This window comes from Serratia sp. 14-2641 (genome assembly GCF_001692375.1).
In the GTDB taxonomy this organism is placed as follows: domain Bacteria; phylum Pseudomonadota; class Gammaproteobacteria; order Enterobacterales; family Enterobacteriaceae; genus Chania; species Chania fonticola_C.
Genome location: NZ_LXKR01000002.1, coordinates 181,628 through 204,186 on the forward strand (window position 1 = coordinate 181,628; position 22,559 = coordinate 204,186).

Consider the following 22,559-nt stretch of genomic DNA (forward strand, 5'->3'; position numbering starts at 1 on the left):
TTTAAAAATTAAGCTTAATTCTTCTTCGGTATTCGCTGTTAAACATTTCAGATTGACTGCATTATCAGAATCTAGTCCATCATTAAAATCGATCTATTTCTTTGGTATTTCAAAATCAACCACGCAATACTTGAAGTCCTTTGACTCCGTTATGAATTCATATGTATCTACGCTATTTTTAATTTCATCAGAAATGTTAAATAAAGCATATAAAGCAATCCATCGCCTCATATCAGTTGAATTGGACAAGACTTCTTGGGCTTTTTTTTGAGTAATTACTAAATTCAATTCCATTCCAAACCTTTGACGGCATTCCTAATTTAATATTAATTTATTGTTCTCCATCTTATTAGGTCAGTATATTCTGTTTGCCCAGGCTTTAGCTACTTAATAATATCGTCTTTGGTCATTTTCAACCATCCATTGTTCTATGAATATAGCTTGTTTTATGATTCTGCAGTGAGAAAATAATAAAGAGAGAGTCGGGGGCTGCTCTTTATTTATTCTAATAATGAAGGTTGTTATAAAACTCTTTGGTATCTTCTACAGTATTTATATCTTTGTAAGCGCCTCGGCATCGGATGCTAATTTGGCTATCAGGTACATCGCCTACATTACCTATTACTCCTTGACTATCATCTCCGACACAGACATATACATTGTCATCATCCTGCTCAATTTCTTCAATAAAGCTATCGAGAATGTTGCTTTGTATCGGCAACCACTCACCATATAAATCAAAGTTATCCCTTCTTCCATTCAGGAGGAATCCAATAATTTGTTTTTTCCAATAAATTTTATCTTTACGCATGGTTATTCCGTTTTTTATTTACATCTATCATCTCGAGTTCTGACTTAATTATGTTTTTTTTGAATTTATATCTATTCATCTTTTAATACCCTTTGCCGATTTTCTCTAGGTAGTCCAACTGTTGGTCGTCCGAAGTTACACCCCACCCTTATAACCAAGGGCGGGGGCGTATTTAAACATCGAAAAAAGGCATTGTACTGAGGAGTGCTCTTTACCAGTCAGTCCAGTACATCCAACTGGTAGGTGGTGACCAGCGGCTCCGCATCTGGCTGATTGCCGTACTCTTGCTTTTCAATCAGCCTGTCGTTCAGATCGTATGCATACGCGGTTTTAACCCCGTCAAAGCCGATCTCTTCACTCAGCAGGCCCGTCGCGGTGTAAGCCAGGCGGTAACTTTCCCCTTTCGGATTGAGGATCTCACTGACCTGCAGGTGCGTGTTGTCGTAACGGTACTCCAGCGCACTGCCATCTGGCAGGATTTTGCGCGTCAGCAGATGCAGGGGAGCTGCGTACTCGTAGCGGGTAACCAAACCGGCCGGATCGCGCGATTCGATCACCTTGCCATAGGCATTGTAACGGTATTGCTGGGTGCGGCCGTCCGGCGTGGTCTGCTCCAGCAACCGTTCCAACGCATCCCAGACAAAATGGGTGGTATTACCTGCTTCATCGGTGACGGCGATCGGCTGGGTGCCAAGGGGGGTATAACGGTAACGGCGCACGCTACCGCCACTGGTGGTACTCTCCAGTAAACGCCCTACGTTATCCCAACGATACGTTTGTGTCACCCCGTCAGGATGGGTAACGGCGCGCATCTGCCCGTTCGGGAAATAGTCGTACTCGGTCACCTGTTCCCCTGGTGAGCGCGCCGCGTAGATATCCCCATGTTCATTAATGCTATTGAGCCACACTTGCTCCAGGCGACCACTGCCCTTGGCCACCCGCTTGAGCTGACCGTCCAGATAGGTGTAGCGTGTCATGCTCCCATCCGGGCTCAGTTCGAGCACCAGGTTACCCGCGTCGTCATAAAAATAACGGGTCTGCTGGCCCAACGCATCGGTGGTGCTGACGCGTAACCCCTCTTCGTTGTACGTATGGCGGGTTTCTGCACCGTTCGCTGCCCGCCGGAAAATCAGCCGGGCCTGGCCGTCGTATTGATAGATCTCCTGGCTGCCGTCGCAGCGCCTTAGCGTCACCTGCCGCTGGTTATCGTCCCACAGGTAACGGGTATCTAACTGGGCGAAATTGCCATACTGACGGATACAGCGTGATGCTGGCCCCACGCCTTCCCAGGCCCAGTTAAAACAGGCGCCGCCCGCCAACTGGCGCTGTGTGATGACATGGGCCTCGTTGTACTGGTAGTGCTCTTGCTCCCCACAGGCGTTCAGGGCGCTGGCCAGTTGCCCGTCCGCGTTGTAGGTGTAATGTGCCAGCACTTGCTGCGTCACCCAGACCGCATCACGATAGGCCTCTTCACGGATCAGTGCCTGCAAATGGACCTGCGCGATGTGCGCCGAGTCATCATCCGTGTACTGGAACAACAACCGGCCCTGCGCATGCTGTAGGTGGATCAGGCGCTGCTGGCGATCGTATTCCAGTTGCAGACGGTTGTGATATTTGTCGCTGAGGGCGGTCAACCGCCCCCATTCTCCCTCACGCACAAAGGTATACACCCCTGTGCCACCGCCAAAGGTGAGGAAGTATTCGTTCTCGTGGCTACCGAGGGCCAGCACCGCGCCCCCGAGCACATTGGTCAGGGTAGGGTGTTCGGCATTCGGATAGGGGAAGGGGGTCCGCTGGTTTTCATCGTTATGCCAGACAATGGTGTCGTCGGTAAAATGCAGGCGGTGGGAAAGGCTATGGCTCCAGCCGTACCCCAACCCCAGATCCAACTCACAGGCGCTGGTGCGGTAAAAACGCTGCCAGGTGAAGGGCAACAACCCTGGCAGGCTGCCTTCGCTAATCGTCAACAGTTCTTCGCCGGTGCACAATGATATCGGATCGCCATCCAGATCAGCGTTCTCGCTTCTTGGCGTCGCCTTACCCTGCGGATTCTGACCGCTGCTGTTGGCCTGGGTGATCGGCGATTCAATCTTGATTTCATTAAGATTATTAGAGCGTGCGACCACACTGCTCTGATTTTCCAGCCCCTTGCCCAAGCCAGCGGAGTCGATATTCGCGGTTTTTTTAATATTTAACGGTACTGCTCCTGCCCGGGTAGGGTTCATGGCCACATAGTGGGGGATGTGCTCATTGATCAGGGTAATGATTTCTCTAATCCCCCCCATGATCTCTTTCCCTGCGGTGGCATTGGCACGAAACAACGGTTTCATTGGCTCTCCTTAATTAGTCGCCGGTTTAATACCGGCTAAGCTATCCAACCCGTCCAGGGCTATTTTTGCTACGGAACCGGGTAGCACGATGTAGAGCAACAGCATCATGACCAGCTCACCTGCCGCTCCCCCGGAAAAATTGGCGATCTGTTGCGGTGTCAGCAGGCAAAAGTAGCTGTATAAGGCGTGGGCACAGATAAACATCAGTACCTCATCGGAGAGGATCACTAACGTATCGGCAATCTCTTTTTTGCCGCTTTCATACAGCTCTTTCATTTTATCCACCCCCTTCTGGCCGATATAAGCCAGCATGGCATCCACGTTTTCACTGGTGACCCATTGCACGATCTTTTTGGCGGTCTGGTACAATTCGAGGATTTTGTCACGTAACCCGGCAAAAAAGGCCTTGAACGCCTGGGTAAAGTCCACCTGAGAGCCCTGGGCTGCAAAAGCCTGCCAAGCTGCCCGCTGCTGTGTGCCCCACTGGGTTTCCAGCAGGTTGGTACACTTGACGATCAGCTCGCTGTAGGATTCATCCAGCCGCTGGAGGTTACTTTCACTGCTGGCCTGGGCGTTGACGACAACGTGATAGGTGTAGGTAAAGGGGATCTTTTAGCATCAATCTGGGGGCATTGATAAAGTGTTCATTGCATTGCCTTAACCAGGACGAGGTCGGCGGTTGTGTCTGCGTAACTGCACGCAAAATAAACGCCATTCGTGTAATGAGCTCCAACAGGTATCTCTGGCATACTAATCAGATACAGCATGGTAAGTCGGATTAAAGCGGAGGCGGCATGGCAGATAAACACTTAACTCAATCCCCGGCGGGCGAATTTGTGATGTTTGCCAGTGATGACGGCGAGGTGCGCGTTGAATGCCGCTTTGAGCACGAAACACTGTGGTTGCCTCAAGCGACCATTGCGAACCTTTACCTGGTCACTCCGCAAGCCATTACGCAACACATCAAAGCGATCTACGAAGAAGGTGAACTTGTACAAAACGCAACCTGTAAGTCTTACTTACAAGTTCAACAGGAAGGGAGCCGTAGGGTAAGCCGCAATATGCTTCACTATAGCCTGCCCGTGATCCTTGCGGTCGGTTATCGTGTTCGTTCTTCTCGAGGCACCCAATTCCGTCAGTGGGCCACCCAAACCCTCCAGGAATACCTGATCAAAGGCTTCGTGATGGATGACGAGCGGCTGGAAATCCACCCGTTGGAACATCGGCTGTACCTGACTATTTCGACGAGATGCTGGAACGCATCCGCGATATCCGCGCCAGCGAGCGCCGGGTTTATTTGCGGGTTCGGGAGATCTTTGCGTTAGCCGCCGACTACCAGCCCTCACTCAAAGAGACCACGCTGTTTTTTCAAACCATCCAGAACAAACTGCATTGTGCCTGTACCGGTCATACCGCTGTCGAACTCATCCATCTGCGTGCCGATGCCAGCCAGCCCTATATGGGGTTGAGCAGCTATAAAGGCGAAGAGGTGCGTAAAAGCGATGTGACGGTGGCGAAAAACTACCTCAATCAGGATGAAGTTGGCGAGCTCAACCGCGTGGTCAACATGTGGTTGGATTTTGCTGAAGATCAGGCCCGGCGTCGCCAGCAGGTATTCCTGCGGGACTGGCAGGAAAAACTCGATCAGTTCCTGCAATTTAACGACCGTGATGTATTACAGGGCGCAGGTAGTGTCAGCAAGAAAGAGGCAGATGAAAAAGCACAGGCCGAATACGTCCAGTTTGCCGAGCAGCAGCGCCGCTTAAAAGAGGCCAAAGGGGAAAAGGATATTGCCGGCTTACTACAGTGGAAAATCGACACTAAAAAGTAGCCTTGAACGTCACTGATTTCCATTTTGCCCGCTGAACTGCTTGGGCTGCACCGAACGCAGGGTTTCCCGCTATTTTTGGCTGTGTCCGAGCTGCCTCAAGCTCTGCTTGGTAGGAACCTGTGCCTGTTGTTCGGGAGGCAGTCCATTTACGATGGGGGCAGTCACGCGGTGTAACGTGAGATAGGGTTGTGCAGCAGCCAGTTGTGTAAATCAGAGGTCCGTTTAAGCTGCAATTTGCCCATCGCGGCTCGCTTATGGCCGCTTACCGTTTTTTCATGCAGCTGCATGTTGTTGGCTATCTTGCTGGCCCGCATTCCTTTGGCAACGTAATACATCACTTCTTTCTGGCGCGGTGTCAGTAAGGCCATTGGGTTTTCAATAGCAGCCAGCTCTTCATGGCTATAGGAGGCCTTTTTACTGATGGCCTCATCAACCAGTGCTAGCAAGGCGGCACAAGATTGGTGCCGATTAAACCTACGTTGAATCAGGCGATTGAAAAGGAAGTTTTTCTCCCCGGATGTGACGATGATTAAGCGGGAGGAAAGATATCGTTCAGTCAGCAGGTTGCTAGGTAGGCGATAATGAGTATTGCTTGACGTCCAGAAGATCAAATCGGCCATCGGGTACGACAGTGGGTTATTGGTAAAACGTAACGTAATGCCTTTGGTGAGAAAATGTTCCGTTAAGAGCTTTTCTAGCCCGGCAGAAAAAAATTGATCCAGGTCGTTGATCAGGACTTGCAGTATCGGTGTCATAAAAACAGCTTCCGGTTATTGAGGAATAAAAGGGGTAATAAAACGCGTATCGTCAGGAAACAGGCTATGAGCCTGTTGGCGTAACCTGCTGTGGGTTATCGCATCCTGCTGGTATTGCGCGATGGCCAGCCAGGAAGCGTAAACATTGTTGTCGACTCGTCGGGAAAGGTAGTTTTGTGCCCAGCGTAAATAGCCGTTGAGCAGGGCAGGATCGCGGGTTTGGTTAAAGGCCAGCAGAGCGTGAGTCTGTTGGTCGTAGCGCCAGCGTTCGCTATTCACCCACAGATCATATTTCATCGCCGCGCGGGCCGGTTCAATGTCTGCCAGGTGGTTACGTTCAACGGAAGTTAAAGCCAGGTTGGCATTCAATCCGCTCCCCGCCAGCAGCAGGGTCACTGCGGAAAGTGCCGGGATCATGCCGCTAAGCAAGGCGCTGGTGGGCGCTGAAAGTGAACGGCGTTCTGTTACTCCGCTGGTCAGCCGATCCAACTGTGCCAACAGCAGTAAAAAAATCGCCCAATGTGCGGTGGAAAGGGTAAACGGATATTCGGTTTGGGTGTGCAGCAATATTGGCAGCAGTACGCAGATCAGCGCCCGTGCCAGGGTAACTCGCTGTGGGTTTGCGTGCCTTGCTGGCCGACATACTCGCCACACCAGTTTTGCCCCGGCATAAATCAGTACCAGCATCCCTATTAATGCGAAGACACCGCCTTCTGCCCACCACAACAGCAGCTCATTGTGAGGATGGGTCACGACACCCAGGCCCTGAGTGGAGAATCCCTGTGCCAACCGATAATGCTGGAAGCTATATTCGAAGCCGCCGTATCCCCAGCCCAGCCAGGGTTTCTCGCTAATCATGTCCAGGGTTGTGCTTAGCATTGTCAGCCGGGCGTGGTTTGAGCCTGCATGTACTACATCTGCAATGTTGCCGCTTAGCTGGAAAGCAATGGCCAAAGCGACGCTCAGCATGATGATGCCTACGGCGACGAGAGTCCTTGCCCGGGCAGTTTCCCAGCCCAGTAGCAGTAGCAATACGCTGGAGATTCCGCCGCCAAGCCAGCCGATCCTCGATTGCAGCCAGACCAATAGCGCTGGAAATACCAATAGCAGGAGCCCTAAGGCATATTGCCGGAGGCGCTCAGCTTTTTTGCAGGGTAAAGCAAAGCCCGGCAGCAAAAATAGCAATAACGCCAGTGCCAGGCCGGTAGCGATAAAGCTGGCCAGCACATTTACTTGCTGGAATACGCCATAAGGCCGTCCGATGAGCTGTGGGTACGCAAACCATCCAAGTACGGCATCCGGCGCCACCAATTGCAGTAACGCAATAACGGTCTGGAAAACAGTGGCGGTCAGGATGGCGTACAGTAGCCAAGGTTGCCAGCGGTACAGCGGCGAGCACTGTTGCAAAGAGAGATAAAATACCGCGCCACCGGCCAGCGCAAACCAGCGTGAAAAAGCAATGTCCCGCCATTGGGGGGAGGTATAGAGCAAAGGCACGGCCAAAATGACGATGGCCAGCAGCAGCCAGCGGGTGGTTGCAGTAAGAGAAATGTTTTTCTTAGCCGGCAGCGTTAGCCAAATTGTGGTGACGGCGGCGGCCATCACGCCCCAGGTAATAATATTTTGCGGCAGCTTTAAACCACTCCCCCCATATTAGGTAGATATAGCGGCATGATAAGCAGTAACCACAATAAGGTTATGCCTATTGGCAGTAGCTGTTGGGACTGATGTTTTGCTAATGGCATAAGATACTGCATGCTAATTGATGAACCTCATTAGAACGCTATTCTGCTGCGCTATTCAGCACGGGCAGTTATTGAATAACGCTCTGTTTTTACTTGAATAAATGACCATTTCCGAGAACAATGTCGGCACAACGGGTGGGGTGGCGTTTTTTGTGTATTATCCAACGATTATGTCGCAAATCAACATAAATCAGATCGAAATATCAGTAATGAATTATATAACAGTGTTATGCTCTGTTTTGTGGTGTTTTTTTAGATGCTTTATTTTTGCGCGTGACTTTATTTAAACCACCTTGGGCTTTTATGGCGAAATTGACCTGGATCTATTTTTGCGCTTTTCATCAGACTATTCTGTTTGTAATAATAGGTTCCGACACAAGGGGCTTCTGCATTATCAAACGCGAATGCCAAGTCGACATTTTGTTTTAACTGTTATTGTTCTCTCAATAATAGCGTTAAGCAATAAATAAACGTTGAGAGCTGTGTGACTATATATTCAATATATTCGCATTGGATGCTCTCATCATTAAGCATTTAAAGGAATATAGAATGAAACTGAACAAGATTGTTCTGGGCGTCTCATTGGCCTTCGGGATCGCTTCTTTCGCTCATGCAGCTACTGATCCAGCTTATAAAGACCAGGGGCATGGTACTGTCACCTTCACCGGTTCTATTATTGATGCACCATGCTCTATCGATCCGGACACTATCGACCAAACCGTTAATCTGGGTCAGGTGTCGAACGTGGCACTGGAGGACGATGGCAACACAGGTACTTCTACGCCTAAGTTCTTCGAAATTCGCCTGGAAAAATGCAACATCGGTGCTGCAGGTAAATCAGTTACCGCTAAATTCACCGGCGCCAAAGGCGTTCCAGATGGTTCGCTGGGTATTGCTGGTAGTGCCAAAGGTGCCAGCATCATCATGACAGACGGCGATGGCCAACTGATTAAACTGGGTGATGCGACCGCAGCGCAAACGCTGCAAAATGGCAACAATACCTTATTGTTCTCCGCCTACCTGCAAGGTGACGGTGCTTCTGCAACCATCGTCCCGGGTGACTTCAAGAGCGTAGCTAACTTTACCTTGGCTTATCAGTGATATAGCAATAGGTTGTGCATGTGGGGGCTACCCACATGCATGCCTTCCCGGCAGCCATTTGCGAGTACTGTTTATGTCAAGAAAAGCAGTTGGTTACACTCTATTTTTACTGTTGAGTCTGTGTAGCGCGGGCCAGGGATGGGCCAAGGACCCACAGGGCTGGGGAAGAGTGAATATGGTGGGGGCGATTATTGAAACCGCCTGCGCGATAGACATCAGCAGCCGCGATCAAACCATCAATATGGGCGTGGTGCCAATCGGCCAAATTGCCCGTGATGGTCAGGGAGTCATACGGCCCTTTTCTATTCGCTTGGTGAACTGCATCCTGACGCGTAACGATAAAACATTACCGGACTGGCGCCGCTTTCAAATCACCTTTGATGGGCGTGATGACGCAGGGTTATTTAGCGTATCCGGTGCGGCCAAAGGCGTAGCGTTGCAAATTGCAGACGGTCAGGGAAATATCGCCACGCCGGGCGCACCATTGCCCTTTGGCGAGATTAAGCCCAGTGAAATGTTATTAAATTATTCTTTACGCTTGGTGAGTAATCGCCAGGTATTACGTGCCGGCGAGTACAACTCGACGGTGAAATTTAAAATGGATTATTACTGATCCACCGCCACCGGTTCTCCACTGATGATGGGTAAATTTATTGCGTAGTCATTATTTAAAATAATGGAAATAGCGCTTAATGGAATAATATAAAAGGTCTGAAAATAATGGCGTTATCTTATTTTAAGGCATTGCCTTCGCGTCCGCGTACCCTGGGATTAATCATCAGCACTATCATTGGTGGCGCTACGGTCTCTGCGCAAGCTAATGAATTCAGTTTTAACACCGACGTATTAGACGTTAACGATCGCAGTAATATCGATTTAGACCAGTTTTCCCGTAGTGGTTACATCATGCCGGGCGACTACGTGATGGCCGTGCAGATTAATAAGCAAGAGTTGCTGGAGCAACCCGTGACTTTTTATGCACCGGATAACGATCCGAAAGGCAGTGAAGCCTGCGTTACGCCGGAACTGGTTGAGCAATTGGGTTTAAAGCCAGAGATGAAGAACAAGCTGGCCTGGTGGCATCAGGAGCAATGTCTGGTACCCGAAAGCCTGCCAGGGATGAGTGCCAAAGGGGATTTGGGGGCGGCCAAGCTGTATGTGAGCGTTCCACAGGTCTACCTGGAATACACCGCCGATAACTGGGATCCTCCGTCGCGCTGGGATGAGGGCATCCCCGGGTTGCTGCTGGACTATAACGTCAATGCTCAGACCCAGCGGCAACAGCAGAGCGGCACGCAGAGCTATAACCTCAGCGGCAACGGTACGACGGGCGCCAACCTCGGTGCCTGGCGGTTACGTGCAGACTGGCAGGCTCGCTTCAATCATCAGACCGGTTCCGGGCAAACGTCACAGAATAGCTGGAACTGGAGCCGCTTTTACGCCTACCGGGCGATCCCACGGTTGGGTGCCCAGTTGACGATAGGGGAGAACTACCTTAACTCCGACATTTTTGACAGTTTCCGGTTTAGCGGCGTCAGTTTGACCACCGACGACAACATGCTGCCGCCGAACCTGCGCGGCTATGCGCCGGAAGTTACCGGTATCGCGAAAACCAACGCCAAAGTGGTGATCAGCCAGCAGGGGCGGGTATTGCAAGAGACCCAGGTGGCCGCGGGCCCGTTCCGTATTCAGGACATCAATGGCGCGGTCTCCGGCCAGTTGGATATCCGGGTAGAGGAACAGGATGGCAGCGTGCAGGCGTTCACGATGGATACCGCCAATGTGCCCTATCTGACGCGCCCGGGCACCGTGCGCTACAAGCTCGCCACCGGGCGGCCGAACGACTGGCGTCACCATGTCAATGGCCCGCTGTTTGCTACCGGCGAGTTTTCCTGGGGGGTCAGCAACGGCTGGTCGCTTTACGGCGGCGGGGTAGCTGGGGGTGACTATAACGCTTTGGCGCTGGGGATTGGCCGTGACCTGCTGATGTTTGGTGCGCTGTCGTTTGATGCCACTCAGTCCCGCGCCCGTTTGCCGTTTAGCGATGAAACGCTGAGCGGTGGTTCTTACCGCGTGAGCTATTCCAAACGCTTTGATGATTACGATAGCCAGGTCACCTTCGCCGGTTATCGCTTCTCAGAGCAGAACTACATGAGCATGAGTGAATATCTGGATGCTCGTACCTACGGCACACGCTCGCAGAACAGCAAGGAGATGTACACCATCACCTTTAACCAGCAGTTCCGCAGTTTAGGGCTGAGCGCCTATCTGGACTATCAACACCAGACCTACTGGGATCGGCCGGATAACGATCGCTACAACCTGGCGCTGGAGCGTAATTTCGATATCGGCCGATTCAGGAACCTGAGCGTTTCAGTCAACGCCTACCGTAATAAGTACAACGGGGTGAATGACGATGGCATGTATTTGCGGCTCTCAGTGCCTTGGGGTAATCGTGGCTCCCTTAACTACAACAGCAGTTGGAACCGCAACGACAACAGCCAACAGGTGGGGTACTTCGAACCGGTAAACGATCACGACAGCTATCAACTGAGTGCGGGCACCTCACGCGGCGGGGCGACGGCGAGTGGCTATTACAACCACCAGGGCGATATCGCTCAGATGAGTGCCAATGCCAGCTATCAGGCCGGGCGTTACTCCTCGTTGGGGCTGTCGTTCCAGGGCGGCGCTACCGCGACTGCGAAAGGTGCTGCGTTGCACCGAGCCGGCAGACTGGGCGGTACCCGAATGCTGCTGGACACCGACGGTGTAGCCGGAATTCCGATCCAAGGCTATGGGGCCAGCACTCTGTCCAACCGTTTTGGCAAGGTGGTGGTCTCCGACGTGGGCAGCTATTACCGCAATCGGGTGAGCATCGATTTGAACAACCTGCCGGATACCGCAGAAGCCACCCATTCGGTGGTACAGGCGACCTTAACTGAAGGTGCGATCGGCTACCGGCACTTCGAGGTGATCTCCGGTGAAAAAGCCATGGCGGTGATCCGCTTGGCGGACGGTTCTACCCCACCGTTTGGTGCCACGGTGTTGAACCATAAACAGCAGGAAGTGGGCATCGTCAACGACGGCGGCAGCATTTACCTGAGCGGCATCAACGCCGGAGAGGTGATGACCGTGCACTGGGGCGGGCGGGCGCAGTGTGAGCTGACGCTGCCGGGCACAATCCCCAGCAGCGGCCTGACCGACCTACTGCTGCCATGCCGCCTGCTGGATGTGAGTGAGGATGGAGCCTGACGGAAACTGCCAACGCGTCCTGGCTGAATAGCAGTGATAAACGGCTCTGACAGCGAGCGCCGAGCGTTCCCCCTCCTGGATGTGAGTGAGGATAAAGCCTGACGGTAAATGCTAACACGCTCTTGCCGAATTGAAGTGATAAACGGCTCTGACAGCGAGCTCTGAGCGATCCCCTCTCCCTGTGGGAGAGGGTTAGGGTGAGGGGAAAAACGCCGCTGCTGCATCACGCGAACAATCGAAATTGACCATTTTTTGCATGAGAACCACCAAATGAAACTGACCATAACAGCACCACTGATTACCGGCGTACTGCTTAGCGCCCTGACAGCCCAGTTCGCCCAGGCGGCCATCGCTTTGGACCGTACCCGGGTGATTTATGACGGCAGTCAAAAATCCCTGAGCCTGAATATCAGCAACGAGAATAAGCAGCTGCCATACCTGGCGCAGGGCTGGATTGAAGATGCGCAGGGTAACAAGATCACCACTCCGTTAACCGTTCTGCCGCCGGTGCAACGTGTGGAACCGGGTGCCAATAGCCAGGTAAAAGTGCAGGGGCTGCCAGCTGCCAACCTGTTGGCGCAGGACCGGGAATCACTGTTCTATTTCAACCTGCGTGAGATACCGCCGCGTACCGACAAACCCAATACGCTGCAGATCGCATTGCAAACGCGCATCAAACTGTTCTACCGGCCCAAAGCGTTAATGACCGCTTCTGGCGATACGCCGTGGCAGGAAAAAATCACCCTGAGCAAACAGGGGGATAGCTACGTGGTGCATAACCCGACGCCGTACTTCGTCACCCTGGTGGACGGCAGCAGCAAGGTGAAGGGCGAGTCACTTAAAGACTTTGAACCGTTGATGGTGGAACCAAAGGGCAAAGGCACCCTTAAGGCTAGCGCCAGCGCATTGGGCAATAGCCCGGTGCTGACCTACATCAATGATTACGGCGGTCGCCCGCAGTTGCAGTTCACTTGCAGCGGCGGCAACTGTACCGCCAAGCCGGTAAAAGATAGCCACTGACGGCGTAACACAATGACGTGGGAAGGAGTGAGAGATGCAGCATCAAACAGGGAAAAGCTTTCGCCACCGGCTGTCACGCCATAAACGCCAGTATCTGTTAGCTCGGGTGGTCGTAGTGCTGATGGTGTCGCTGGTGATTGGGGTGGAAGCGCGGGCGGTGGACCACTGGCAGGTGGAGGGGGCCAATGGCGTATTGCGTGTGCACGGAGCCTTAACGGAAAGCGCTTGCCGGTTGGATATGACCTCTGCCTGGCAGGAAATTGAGCTGGGCGATACTGGCACCGGGCGGTTGCGCAACATTGGCGACCACGGTGCCCCAGTGGTGGTGCGGCTCCGCTTACAGGACTGTCTGCCGGGCCCGGCTCGCACTTTGGATGCTCGCACTGGCAACCGGCTGTGGAGCGCCGACCAGCCTGCGGTTACCGTCAGCTTTAGCGCTGTGGCGGATGCAGACAACCCCCAGTTGGTGAAGGTGCAGGGCGCTGGTGGGCTGGGGTTGCGGTTGACCGATGTGTGGGGACGTGATGTGCGTCTGGGCAGCCGTGGCGCACCGCTATTGCTGACGCCGGGGCAGAACGAACTTATCTACAACATTACTCCCGAGCGCACCCGGGCGTCATTACAGGCCGGTGCTTACTGGGCGCAGATGAATTTTGGGCTGAGCTATGACTAGTACTTTGAGTGGTATTGCCCAACGGAGGGGCCTCGCACGGCTGTGCCTGAGTTGTGCTCTGCTGCTACCCGGCACGTTGGCACAGGCGATCACTACGGTAACGGTCACCGTCACGGTAGTGGCGCCGCCGCCCTGCGTAATCAATGGCGGGGGAACCCTTGAAGTAGAGTTTGGCAATGATGTGCTGACCACTCGGGTGGACGGTAACAACTATCGGCGGCCAGTCCCTTACAGCGTGCAGTGCAGCGGCAATACCAACAATGCCATGACCTTGGAACTGCAGGGTTCGGGGGCGGCGTTTGGCGGCTCTAACGTGCTGCGAACTGACAAGGCTGATTTGGGTATCGCGCTGTTTATTACTGATGCCAATGTACCGCTGCCGCTAAATACCAGGATCAGGTTTACTTATCCGGCGATACCGACGTTGAGCGCGGTGCCGACCAAACGCGCTGGCGGCACGCTAACAGCAGGCGCTTTTTCGGCAGGGGCCACCATAAAAGTGGATTACCAATAATAGGAGCACTGCGATGACGTGTGACTTACCCGTAAGGGCATTGTTGCTGCTGGGGGCCTTGTTCGGTTCACCGCTGTGGGCTGCGGATAACCTGTTATTCAGCGGTACTCTGATTGAACCACCGCCCTGCAAGATTAACGACGGCGAGACGGTCGATGTCAATTTTGGTGAGCGGGTCGGGGTGAAAAAGGTCGACGGGGTTAACTACCTTCAGGCCATGGGTTATCGCATCAGCTGTGAGCCGGGGGCCAGCGGGCTGGATATGACCTTGACCCTGAGCGGGCAGCCGACCGGCTATGACACAGCGGCGGTGCGAACCAATCTGGCGGATCTGGGCATTCGGGTGTTGCAAAACGGCAAACCGTTCACCCTGAACCAGCCGATCGGCATTGATCCGAATAGCCCGCCGCTGCTTGAGGCTGTGCCGGTAAAAACACCGGGGGCCACGCTAAAAGAAGGGGCGTTTGTCGCTACGGCAACGTTACAGGCGAATTATCAATGAGGGGGGCGGAACGGATGCAAGGGAATAACGGCCGCCGTCGGTATTGGCTAAATACCGCTTTGGCTGGGGTAGCGCTGCTGCTCAGCCCGCTGGCAATGGGGGAGGACAACGTGCGTTTTCATGGCGCATTAGTGGCTGAGCCCTGCGTGATCCCGCCGGGGGAAGAGAATATTCAGCTGGATTTCGGCACGGTGATCGACAAATACCTGTACCTGAACCAGCGTACCCACGGGCAGCAGTTTACGCTGCATTTGGCGGAGTGCGATCTCAGCCTGGGCACGACGGTACGGGTACGTTTCAGCGGTAATGAGAACCCGAACTTACCCGGGCTGTTGGCACTGGCTGGCGGTAGCCAGGCTTCCGGCATTGCCATCGGTATGGAAACCCCCGAAGGCGAGCCGTTGCCGCTGAACCAGAGCGGGCAGAAATACCCGTTAGCCAAGGACGACAACCTGCTCATCTTCAAAGCCTATGTGCAGGGTGAACCTGAGGCGATAGCCAATGAAACCATTGAGCGCGGGCCGTTCAGTGCGGTAGCGACTTTTAGTTTGGAATATGAATAGGCGGCAGCACTATCCCGTCGATATCATCGCACAATGTGTTCGCTGGTATCTGGCTTATGCTCTCAGCCTAAGCAATCTCAAAGAGATGATGGTGGAGTGCGGCGTTATCGTTGGCCATTGCATCCTGTATTGCTGGATAAGGCTTTTCACCGGCACAAATACGCCACGGGCTTGTGGACAGTATCAGCATCCTGAAGGGATAAATTATCTCAGGGAGAACAATTTTATTTTTTGCCGCCTAAAAAACCTGTAGTTAAGTATCTACTGACTTACCGCCGTTAATGCAATAGAGCCATATAATGAGCGTCTTGTAAAGTGTTATTTTATTGTTTGTGGAGGTAATATGAATGATTCTTTATTATGCAAAATAAAAAATAGAAAATTATTTTTTTTGAGAAAAAGCCTGTTGATGATTATTGCTATTAGTACATGGAGTGCAAATGCGACGTTGGTTTTAACAAATATAGAAGCTAGAGGGGGAAGTGGCACTACAGCGTACTATAGGGATTATAAGGTTACATGGACTAGGGTGGCTGGGCCTTTAGATAATATACAAATTCCTAGGACTGTTAAGTTCTTTGGTCCAATGGAGTTTCATGATCATACCAATTATTGGTGCACGAGCCCTGGTAATGGTTACTATCCTAGTGTTCAGGGAACAACTTGTGTTGCTGCGCAACCTAATGATACATGGAAAACGTTAGAGGAGAGGTGGATTAACAGATATGGAGCAACTGGCCCTGGTATTGTTGGCCATCAAAGTAACAATCCTAATGTATCAGAGTGTGTCATTGTTGCAGGAACCCCAGTAATGGGGGGGGCGATACATAGTCAGTTGATAAATAACGGTGAGTTAGTTTGTACATATGCACCTCCTGTGCCAGATCCTAGGTGTTATATCGCAGGAGATATTCTCCTTGATTTTGGAACTGTAAATAAAGGAAAGCTGATTGAGAATAAAGTGATTAATAATATTGACTTGGTCTGTGATCTGGATGCAAATGTTTCTTTAAATGATGCGACAGGAAAAAAGGGGATTCTTGATTTCAAATGGGGGAAAGCAACAACGAGAGTTAATGGAGGGGGACTCCCGAAACAAGTAAGAGCTACAAAAGGAGTAACAAAACTCTCTATTGAAGCTGAGATAATAGGGGTTCCAAACGTGGCTGGAGTTTTTAGTGATTCGTATCCGTTAATTGTTGGTTATTATTAAGTAATCATGAAATTAACACATGCTATAGAAATAGGGCTTTGAACCAGGTTGGTTTTTACTCTTAGTTTGTTAAGCCTTTTTTACAATCTATCCAAGAATACACATGACTGGGACTGTACGGAAAAATAAAGGGCAGAATCGTCTAGAGTGGCAGGGGGCAATCACCTAGACGATCATTTTCTAGAAGAGAGGTAGGGGCTATTTTCCTGAGGTTTTAATTAAATTTGAGTGACTTCCTGTTTTTAGCTTGTATTGCAATGTGGTGCAAATGTTGTGGTTTTACCGAAGTAAAATGAGATGGTCTTTATTCGATAGGTATTGTAGATCTCTACGTGTTAAAGAACGGGATAATTATTAACTCACTTGCGGATGTTACGCATGGTAATGGCTCTGAATTTGTTAAGTTATTATTGATGCATAATCCATAGTTCTTGATGGTAACAATAGTATCTTCATGAAAGCCGTTTTGTACCAAGATAGTCCGGGTCCGTCGCACCAGTTGACGGTAGTTACTCTCGTTTGCATCGTTTTTATCAATGCCCCAGATATAATTGATGATGGTCTGCTTTTCCTGAATCTCATTGATCAGGCATAATAGCAGTTTCGTCTGGTTCTTACTCAGTTTTACAGCCTTTTGGCTATTGTTTAATTTTAATGTTCTACCCTCAATAATCAGGCTGTAATTTTTAAGTTTACTTCTGTCTTTGATTAACGTTTCCATCATGGCTTTCCTTGGGTGTGCAAAATCCCGCATGAAAATAAAGGGCTTTCATGGCAATAGGCGTAAGGCTTATTTTTTTTCAGGTTATTAGCCTGGTTGTTAAGGCGTGATTTACACCTGCAAAAATAAAGGTTATTGACGCCGTTAGGCTTGTGTTTCGTCAGTCTGCTTGCTCGGCTTTCGATAGGATAAATCTTAACATTCGGTAAATGGCCCTTTCTATATATACTTAATTTGATGGTTTATATAAAATTTTATGCTGAATTTTTTATTTAATTAAGTTTTTATTCCGTTAATGGCGGTGGTGGATTCGTTGGTTTACGCTGAAGGAGGGCTTCACACAGTATGTTGCTGAGATTTTTCCTGTAAGATTGCGCGCTGTTTTTCAAGCCGATGGGGGAGTGAAGAAAGAAGTGAGGAGGGATGAGCCCGTACAGGGGCGGTTGTCACGTAGATAAGTTCAGTTTTTTTGGGGAGAGGATATGGAGTGCATCATTAACGGAATTGTAAAATACAATTCTGATGATGGGACCTTGCTGAGTCCAGATAATGCGATTGATATGATCAAGCTCACCCGGGTAGTCAATGAGCTGTTGCTGTTGTTAATTAACAATAATCATAGCTTGTTAAGCCGGGAGACGTTGCTCAGAGAGTTATGGGAAAAAAGAGGCTTGAACGCTTCCGGTAATAACCTGAGTAACTATGTCTCTATACTCAGGAAGACGTTGGCGAAATGTGGTTGCCCGGGCTTGATCACCACCGTCCCCAAGCACGGTTTTTTGTTTGAGGCCGATATTACCCTGTTGGCGAAAACTGAAGAGCAACGGCCAGCGCCTGCGTTAGCAGAACCACAACCACCTTTGGTGTTACCCGCTCCGGGCGTGGTGGCAGAGCAGCCGCCCGTTGCCCGCTCTTGGCTAAAAGGAAAAATGGCACTGTCGGCGGGCGGGATAATGCTGGTGGCATTTTTGATCCTGCCGAGTGTTTATGACCAATGGAGAATGAAATCATCACGCACGGAGGTGTTTACCCTAGAGCATTGCAAGTTTTATCTCACCGATGATGTCACCCGTGGGTTAGATAAAGCCCGTATCATTGCGAACCTTAAAATGATTGTGAGTAATGAAAAGCTAAACTGCTTACAAAAAGCCAATGTCTATTATTTTGCCGAGAAAAAGGGGGATGCGTCTGGGAGAGTGATGATGAACGACCTGTTAACCTATTGCCCGTACGATGGTAAGGCACCCTGCGATAATTACTATATGTCCAAATATGAAAACGAAAATGAAAACTAAGCTCTTGGTATTGGCCATGGTAATGATGGTGGCTTGGGTCGTATATGCCGTTTGGCAACGCACCCTGCAGGACCGTGTTTTTGAATGTCGGGCTCAGTTGCACACCAAAATCGCTGGCTATAGCTGCGACAGAAACAGCGTTTTTGATGTGTTTATCTCTATGCACGGTAATGGAGAGGGGTATTTGTTGATATCCGGCACCTATGCCTGCCCAAATGCATCGCCAAAGTTGGCGGACGGTATCGTGGATTTTCGCTACAAAAAAGAGGCGGGTTATTACGCTATCCATATGGGAGAACGGGATCCTGAACTTATCAATATTTTCAAGGTGTTAAAATACGATGACATCAAATTGAAAATCAGCAGAGTGAATACTTGGGACTATATCCTTTCTTTGCCCAATCAAACGCTGATGATCTGCACAGAGGATTGAGCGGTGGTGCAGGGTAGGTGGACGTCAACACCAATACGCTGGACGGCTGGAAAACTACCCAACCGTCTGCAGCGCCAAATGCGGCTCAGTTAAACGTTACCAGCATTTCCGTAGAGGCCGTGACCGCACCGATTGGCACGCTGCTGCCTCCCGAACACAGTCGCCAGGTGAGCTGATTGGTCAAGGTTTTGCTGCTTTCCGCATTGGTGATACTGCCCAGTTTTATGAGCGAGTTATCAAAGCGTAGGCCGGTTGTTGCCTTACAGTCGCCACTGCCGGTCACCCCGTTATCAATTTCTCCGGTGATATAGCCTCCCCCCTGATTTAATGCCAGCCGTGAAGCGGTAGTGTTGTACAGACCACTGATGGCGCGGAACTGCAGATTGATATTGGCATTTATCTGGTCAGTAGGCTGCCCGCAGGTGGCAACCAGTTGCACGGGCTTTACCGCCAGTTCTGCATTAACCTGGGTATTGCGAATGGCCGATCCAAAGTTAATGGCTGTCGGGGTATTCACGCTACATTCCAGCGTGGAGATGCGCAGGGAAATATTGGTGGGCAATATAGAGGTAGTTCTATCCCCCGAGCCATTGGTGGAAAAGCTGCCAAAATACATGGGTGGAACCGACCCCTCTCCAGCTTTTTGGCTGCCGTCTGCCACCAGAACCCAAGTGCCTGAGAGCGTTGCCGTACGAGGACCCGAACCCGAGTAAAATGCCGTATTTATCGACATGGCAGGGGGCAGGCACCATGTATAGTTTGGTGGCGAGATAATATTATCTTGTGACGTCGAGGAGCCTCTGGTTTCCGGCTGGCCAATGGTGCCAGTCAACCTCCCCTGTGAATTGTTATTTAGGGTATAAGTGGCGCTACCCGAGGCCCGAGGCATCAATCCGACTCCAGGTACCCCGGTCAGTGGGAAGGCCAAATAGCCACCAATGTTCTTCAATTCATTTGAAGCCATACACCGGGTCGATGATCTAGAGACTGACAAGAGTCCGTATATGGGATTCAGTTGTGGATGATCGAGAGGGCCAGTTAATGTCGCGTTAAACGGCATGCCCTCCCATAGGATCCCCGTACCCTTGCCGATGGTGATGGTTTCCGCCAGAACGGGGGCAGCAAGGGGCATCATTAAGGCGATGCTGGCGATACCGCATGATGCTGTCTTTTTTAAACGCTGTTTCATCACTGTCCTTCCTCACATTGCGCATTCAGCATGCGCACCGGATTGTTTGCTGATACTGCCGCCTTGCTCAGGTTGAAGTGGGCCAGGCACTGCTGTGCAGCCCCACGGCCCCACACCGCGCGCAATTTTCCCTGTTCCGGCAACCCGCTCAGGTACACCTGGCCTGCATCACCCACGATGCCGCTGTTGATCTCCGCTCCTTCGCCGGCCAGTGTCACCAGCGTGCCGAAGGGGACTGTCACGCCAGACTGGGTCAGGGTTATCAGCGCCTGATAGCCGGTGCGTGGCGTAAACGTGGCCGCTACCACCGCCCCTTTGGTGGGGTAGACATTGGTACTGCTCTGCGGCAGGTCGACATCTTCCGGCAGCGTCGACGGGTTCAGGCTCACCGTGTTGTTTTGGTAAGGCGACAGGTACGGCACCACCGCATACCCGCGGCTGTCGGTACGGATCCCGCCGTTCATTACGCTCACCCCGGCAGCGCCCGGTGCGCGAACCACTGCCACCGAGGTGCCCAGTTGCTGGCTCAGCGTCACCCCGTTGGGGTGGACCACCAGACCCCCGTTACCACTCACATTCAGTGAGTTATAGCGGCTGCTGTGGCTGTACCCGGCGCTGACCATGCCCTGGCTCCCCTGCCAACCCAGATTCAGGTTGCTGGTGCTCCCCCCGTTGCCACTCTGGTTGTTGTTACTCCACCCCTGCATCAGGCTGTAGGACAGGCGGTCTTCCGCCGCCGAGCCGCTCACCCCCACCTGTTGCCGCACACGGCCTTCACTGTCGTGCGTCATCTGGTAACTGGCGTAGCTGCGGTTGAGGGCGGGCTGCGCGCTGAACAGGCTGAACGGTACCTGCATATTGAACGCCAACTGGCGATTCTGCGGCCAATCCCCGTCGGATTTTATCCGGTCAACGCTGTAGGCCAGGCCATAGCTTACGCCGTGCCAACTGCCGGTGTAACCCGCCGACAGGGTGTTGTTCACCTGCTCATCGCCCCAGTAATCACTGCGCGCACCCGACAGGTACAGCGATCCAAAATCCCCCAGTTGCTGGGTTACCCGCACCTGGAAATCCGAACGCTGTCGGGCCAGTGCCCAGGGCACCTGGCCTTCACTGAGCTGATAACCGCTGTTGTTGAAGTCGGCAAAGTTGTAATAGTGCCGGGTGGAGTAACGATAAGCCGTCAGATCCACCGAGGTGCCCGTGCTGAGCAGGCTTTTGGCATAACGTACCCGGTATGACTGGCCGCTCTGTCTTTCGTCATACATGCGGGCCGATGAGAGGGTCACGTCCGCCGACATGGCGCCGAAATCCCCCAGCGAAATCCCGCTGCCCGCCACCGCCGAGGCGTATTTCTCCGCTATCAGCCCGCCGCCGTACAGCGTGATGTCATGAGGCAGCCCGTAAATCAGGGTGCCCAACGCAAAATGGGCCTCTCTGGAGCCGGTGGTGATGCCGCCGTTGTAGCGCCCAGCGGTCAGTTCGTACTTCAACCCACCCGGGCGTTGCATCACCGGCAGCGCCGAGAAGGCCTGGGTCCAGGTACGTACGCTGCCATCCGCTTCGGTCACCGTGACCGTCAGGTCTCCCCCTTGTCCGGTCTGGTACAGGTCATTAATCCGAAACGGCCCCGGGGCGACATACGCCTGGTACACCACGTTACCGTTCTGGCTGACGGTAACCCGTGCGTTGCTCTGTGCAATGCCGCTGATCACCGGGGCAAATCCCCGCAGGCTGAGCGGCAGCATGTCTTCGCTGGAGCTCAATTTCACCCCGCGAAACGGAATGCTGTCGAAAACGTCATTGCCGGTGTTGTTTTCCCCAACCAGCACATCCGAACGCCAGGCCTGGATATCGCGTTGCAGATAGGTATTTGAGAAACGGGTTTGCTGGTTGCGTTGCGTGTCTCCATAGCCGCTGCGGCTGTTATTGTGGGTGTAGGTCATGTCACTGCGCAGGCGCCAGGCCTGCCAGTTCAATCCGCTGTGCAGCCCAAGGAACAGGTTGGTCTGTTCGCTGGTGGATTGGCCCCACTGTCCGTCCTGGCGGCTGCGTCCGCCGTTGAGGGTATAGTTGAGTAAAAACGCGGTCATGCCCTGGTCCCATAGCGCAGGGTTAACCACGCTGCTGGCGTCCGGCTTCATCGCCACCTGGGGAATGCTGAGTTCCAGGCGCTGCTGCTGAAAATCAAAGTGCACTCGGGCATCAGGGATCAGGGTGGCCAGATCACTGACGGGCTTGTCGACCGGCAACCCGCCAAAAGCGGGCAATGCGGGGGTATTGACCCCCATCTCCGCCAGGAAGGCTGGGGTCAATTCCGGGCTGACCTGGCCCTTGTCACCCGGGGTGAACACGACGCGGTATTGGCCACGCTCGCTGCGGTTGACCAGCACCGTCACCAGATAGGTGCCCGGCGGGGTCTGTCCGGCGCTTTCAAACGCACTCAGGTCGGTGACGGCTTCCAGGCCACCACCCAGCGACAACAGCGCCGGGTCAAAGTAGTCGCGGCCCCAGGCTGGAGACGTGCCTGCAATCAATGCGCTGCCCACCAGGAGTGGGGAAAGAGCAAGGGCAAGAGGGTGAATTTTCATTGTTATCCTATCCGTCTGAA

Annotated in this window: 19 protein-coding genes and 2 pseudogenes; 13 read left to right on the forward strand and 8 right to left on the reverse strand. The window is 52.2% G+C overall.

From position 1 onward, the window contains the following. Positions 1-505: 505 nt before the first annotated feature. The 3 genes from A6U95_RS30520 to A6U95_RS03490 all read right to left on the reverse strand — a co-directional run bounded on the left by A6U95_RS30520 (position 506) and on the right by A6U95_RS03490 (position 3,570). Complete coding sequence (locus tag A6U95_RS30520) at positions 506-811, reverse strand: hypothetical protein (protein ID WP_139102314.1); 306 nt, start codon at positions 809-811, stop codon at positions 506-508. 218 nt (positions 812-1,029) lie between these two features. After that, entirely contained in the window at positions 1,030-3,141 is a 2,112-nt protein-coding gene (locus A6U95_RS03485; RefSeq protein ID WP_065683483.1) for a DUF6531 domain-containing protein, read from the reverse strand. 9 nt (positions 3,142-3,150) lie between these two features. Next, positions 3,151-3,570 carry a hypothetical protein gene (locus A6U95_RS03490; protein ID WP_065683484.1) on the reverse strand — a complete coding sequence of 140 codons (420 nt, stop codon included), beginning with the start codon at positions 3,568-3,570 and terminating at the stop codon, positions 3,151-3,153. Positions 3,571-3,935: 365 nt separating this feature from the next. Between A6U95_RS03490 and rhuM the strand changes: the two are divergent. Further along, a pseudogene (gene rhuM, locus A6U95_RS03495) lies at positions 3,936-4,972 on the forward strand (RhuM family protein). A gap of 161 nt (positions 4,973-5,133) precedes the next feature. Here the strand turns inward: rhuM and A6U95_RS03500 are convergent. Both A6U95_RS03500 and A6U95_RS03505 read right to left on the reverse strand, forming a co-directional pair. Further along, entirely contained in the window at positions 5,134-5,727 is a 594-nt protein-coding gene (locus tag A6U95_RS03500; RefSeq protein ID WP_065683485.1) for a LuxR C-terminal-related transcriptional regulator, read from the reverse strand. A 15-nt stretch (positions 5,728-5,742) separates the two neighbouring features. Continuing rightward, positions 5,743-7,329, reverse strand: a complete 1,587-nt coding sequence (locus A6U95_RS03505) for an O-antigen ligase family protein (RefSeq protein WP_083196306.1) — start codon at positions 7,327-7,329, stop codon at positions 5,743-5,745. A 692-nt stretch (positions 7,330-8,021) separates the two neighbouring features. On the opposite strand from A6U95_RS03505, the gene A6U95_RS03510 reads away from it, so the two are divergent. The 10 genes and pseudogenes from A6U95_RS03510 to A6U95_RS30525 all read left to right on the forward strand — a co-directional run bounded on the left by A6U95_RS03510 (position 8,022) and on the right by A6U95_RS30525 (position 16,310). Beyond that, on the forward strand, positions 8,022-8,573 hold the full coding sequence (locus tag A6U95_RS03510; protein WP_065683486.1) for a fimbrial protein: 552 nt from the start codon (positions 8,022-8,024) through the stop codon (positions 8,571-8,573). Positions 8,574-8,646: 73 nt separating this feature from the next. Next, positions 8,647-9,186 carry a fimbrial protein gene (locus tag A6U95_RS03515; RefSeq protein ID WP_065683487.1) on the forward strand — a complete coding sequence of 180 codons (540 nt, stop codon included), beginning with the start codon at positions 8,647-8,649 and terminating at the stop codon, positions 9,184-9,186. 107 nt (positions 9,187-9,293) lie between these two features. Next, positions 9,294-11,825 (forward strand): outer membrane usher protein, encoded by a 2,532-nt coding sequence (locus tag A6U95_RS03520; protein ID WP_065683488.1) that lies wholly within the window; start codon positions 9,294-9,296, stop codon positions 11,823-11,825. A gap of 270 nt (positions 11,826-12,095) precedes the next feature. Next, entirely contained in the window at positions 12,096-12,845 is a 750-nt protein-coding gene (locus A6U95_RS03525; protein WP_065683489.1) for a fimbria/pilus periplasmic chaperone, read from the forward strand. A gap of 121 nt (positions 12,846-12,966) precedes the next feature. After that, positions 12,967-13,518, forward strand: a complete 552-nt coding sequence (locus A6U95_RS03530) for a fimbrial protein (RefSeq protein ID WP_139102318.1) — start codon at positions 12,967-12,969, stop codon at positions 13,516-13,518. Beyond that, positions 13,511-14,032: a fimbrial protein gene (locus A6U95_RS03535; RefSeq protein WP_065683491.1), complete on the forward strand. Its 522-nt coding sequence runs from the start codon at positions 13,511-13,513 to the stop codon at positions 14,030-14,032. The genes A6U95_RS03530 and A6U95_RS03535 overlap by 8 nt, the downstream gene beginning before the upstream one ends. Positions 14,033-14,045: 13 nt before the next feature. Beyond that, positions 14,046-14,534, forward strand: a complete 489-nt coding sequence (locus A6U95_RS03540) for a fimbrial protein (RefSeq protein ID WP_065683492.1) — start codon at positions 14,046-14,048, stop codon at positions 14,532-14,534. Positions 14,535-14,548: 14 nt separating this feature from the next. Continuing rightward, positions 14,549-15,097 (forward strand): fimbrial protein, encoded by a 549-nt coding sequence (locus A6U95_RS03545; RefSeq protein WP_065683539.1) that lies wholly within the window; start codon positions 14,549-14,551, stop codon positions 15,095-15,097. Beyond that, a pseudogene (locus A6U95_RS31165) lies at positions 15,090-15,236 on the forward strand (IS6 family transposase); the annotation flags it as partial. The gene A6U95_RS03545 and the pseudogene A6U95_RS31165, both read left to right, overlap by 8 nt. A 204-nt stretch (positions 15,237-15,440) precedes the next feature. After that, complete coding sequence (locus tag A6U95_RS30525; RefSeq protein WP_139102315.1) at positions 15,441-16,310, forward strand: hypothetical protein; 870 nt, start codon at positions 15,441-15,443, stop codon at positions 16,308-16,310. Positions 16,311-16,638: 328 nt separating this feature from the next. Here the strand turns inward: A6U95_RS30525 and A6U95_RS03555 are convergent, their stop codons facing one another. Then, the gene (locus A6U95_RS03555) at positions 16,639-17,034 is read right to left on the reverse strand and encodes a winged helix-turn-helix domain-containing protein (protein WP_158006194.1); all 396 of its coding nucleotides are present in this window, start codon (positions 17,032-17,034) and stop codon (positions 16,639-16,641) included. Between the two features lie 479 nt (positions 17,035-17,513). Between A6U95_RS03555 and A6U95_RS03560 the strand changes: the two genes are divergently transcribed. Continuing rightward, complete coding sequence (locus A6U95_RS03560) at positions 17,514-18,326, forward strand: winged helix-turn-helix domain-containing protein (protein ID WP_065683495.1); 813 nt, start codon at positions 17,514-17,516, stop codon at positions 18,324-18,326. Continuing rightward, positions 18,316-18,759, forward strand: a complete 444-nt coding sequence (locus A6U95_RS03565) for a hypothetical protein (protein ID WP_065683496.1) — start codon at positions 18,316-18,318, stop codon at positions 18,757-18,759. The genes A6U95_RS03560 and A6U95_RS03565 overlap by 11 nt, the downstream gene beginning before the upstream one ends. A gap of 85 nt (positions 18,760-18,844) precedes the next feature. Here A6U95_RS03565 and A6U95_RS03570 read toward each other — a convergent pair whose 3' ends face one another. Together A6U95_RS03570 and A6U95_RS03575 are read right to left on the reverse strand one after the other, a co-directional pair. Beyond that, positions 18,845-19,723 carry an adhesin gene (locus A6U95_RS03570; RefSeq protein ID WP_241810613.1) on the reverse strand — a complete coding sequence of 293 codons (879 nt, stop codon included), beginning with the start codon at positions 19,721-19,723 and terminating at the stop codon, positions 18,845-18,847. 224 nt (positions 19,724-19,947) lie between these two features. Further along, entirely contained in the window at positions 19,948-22,539 is a 2,592-nt protein-coding gene (locus tag A6U95_RS03575; protein WP_065683497.1) for a fimbria/pilus outer membrane usher protein, read from the reverse strand. Between the last annotated feature and the right edge of the window lie 20 nt (positions 22,540-22,559).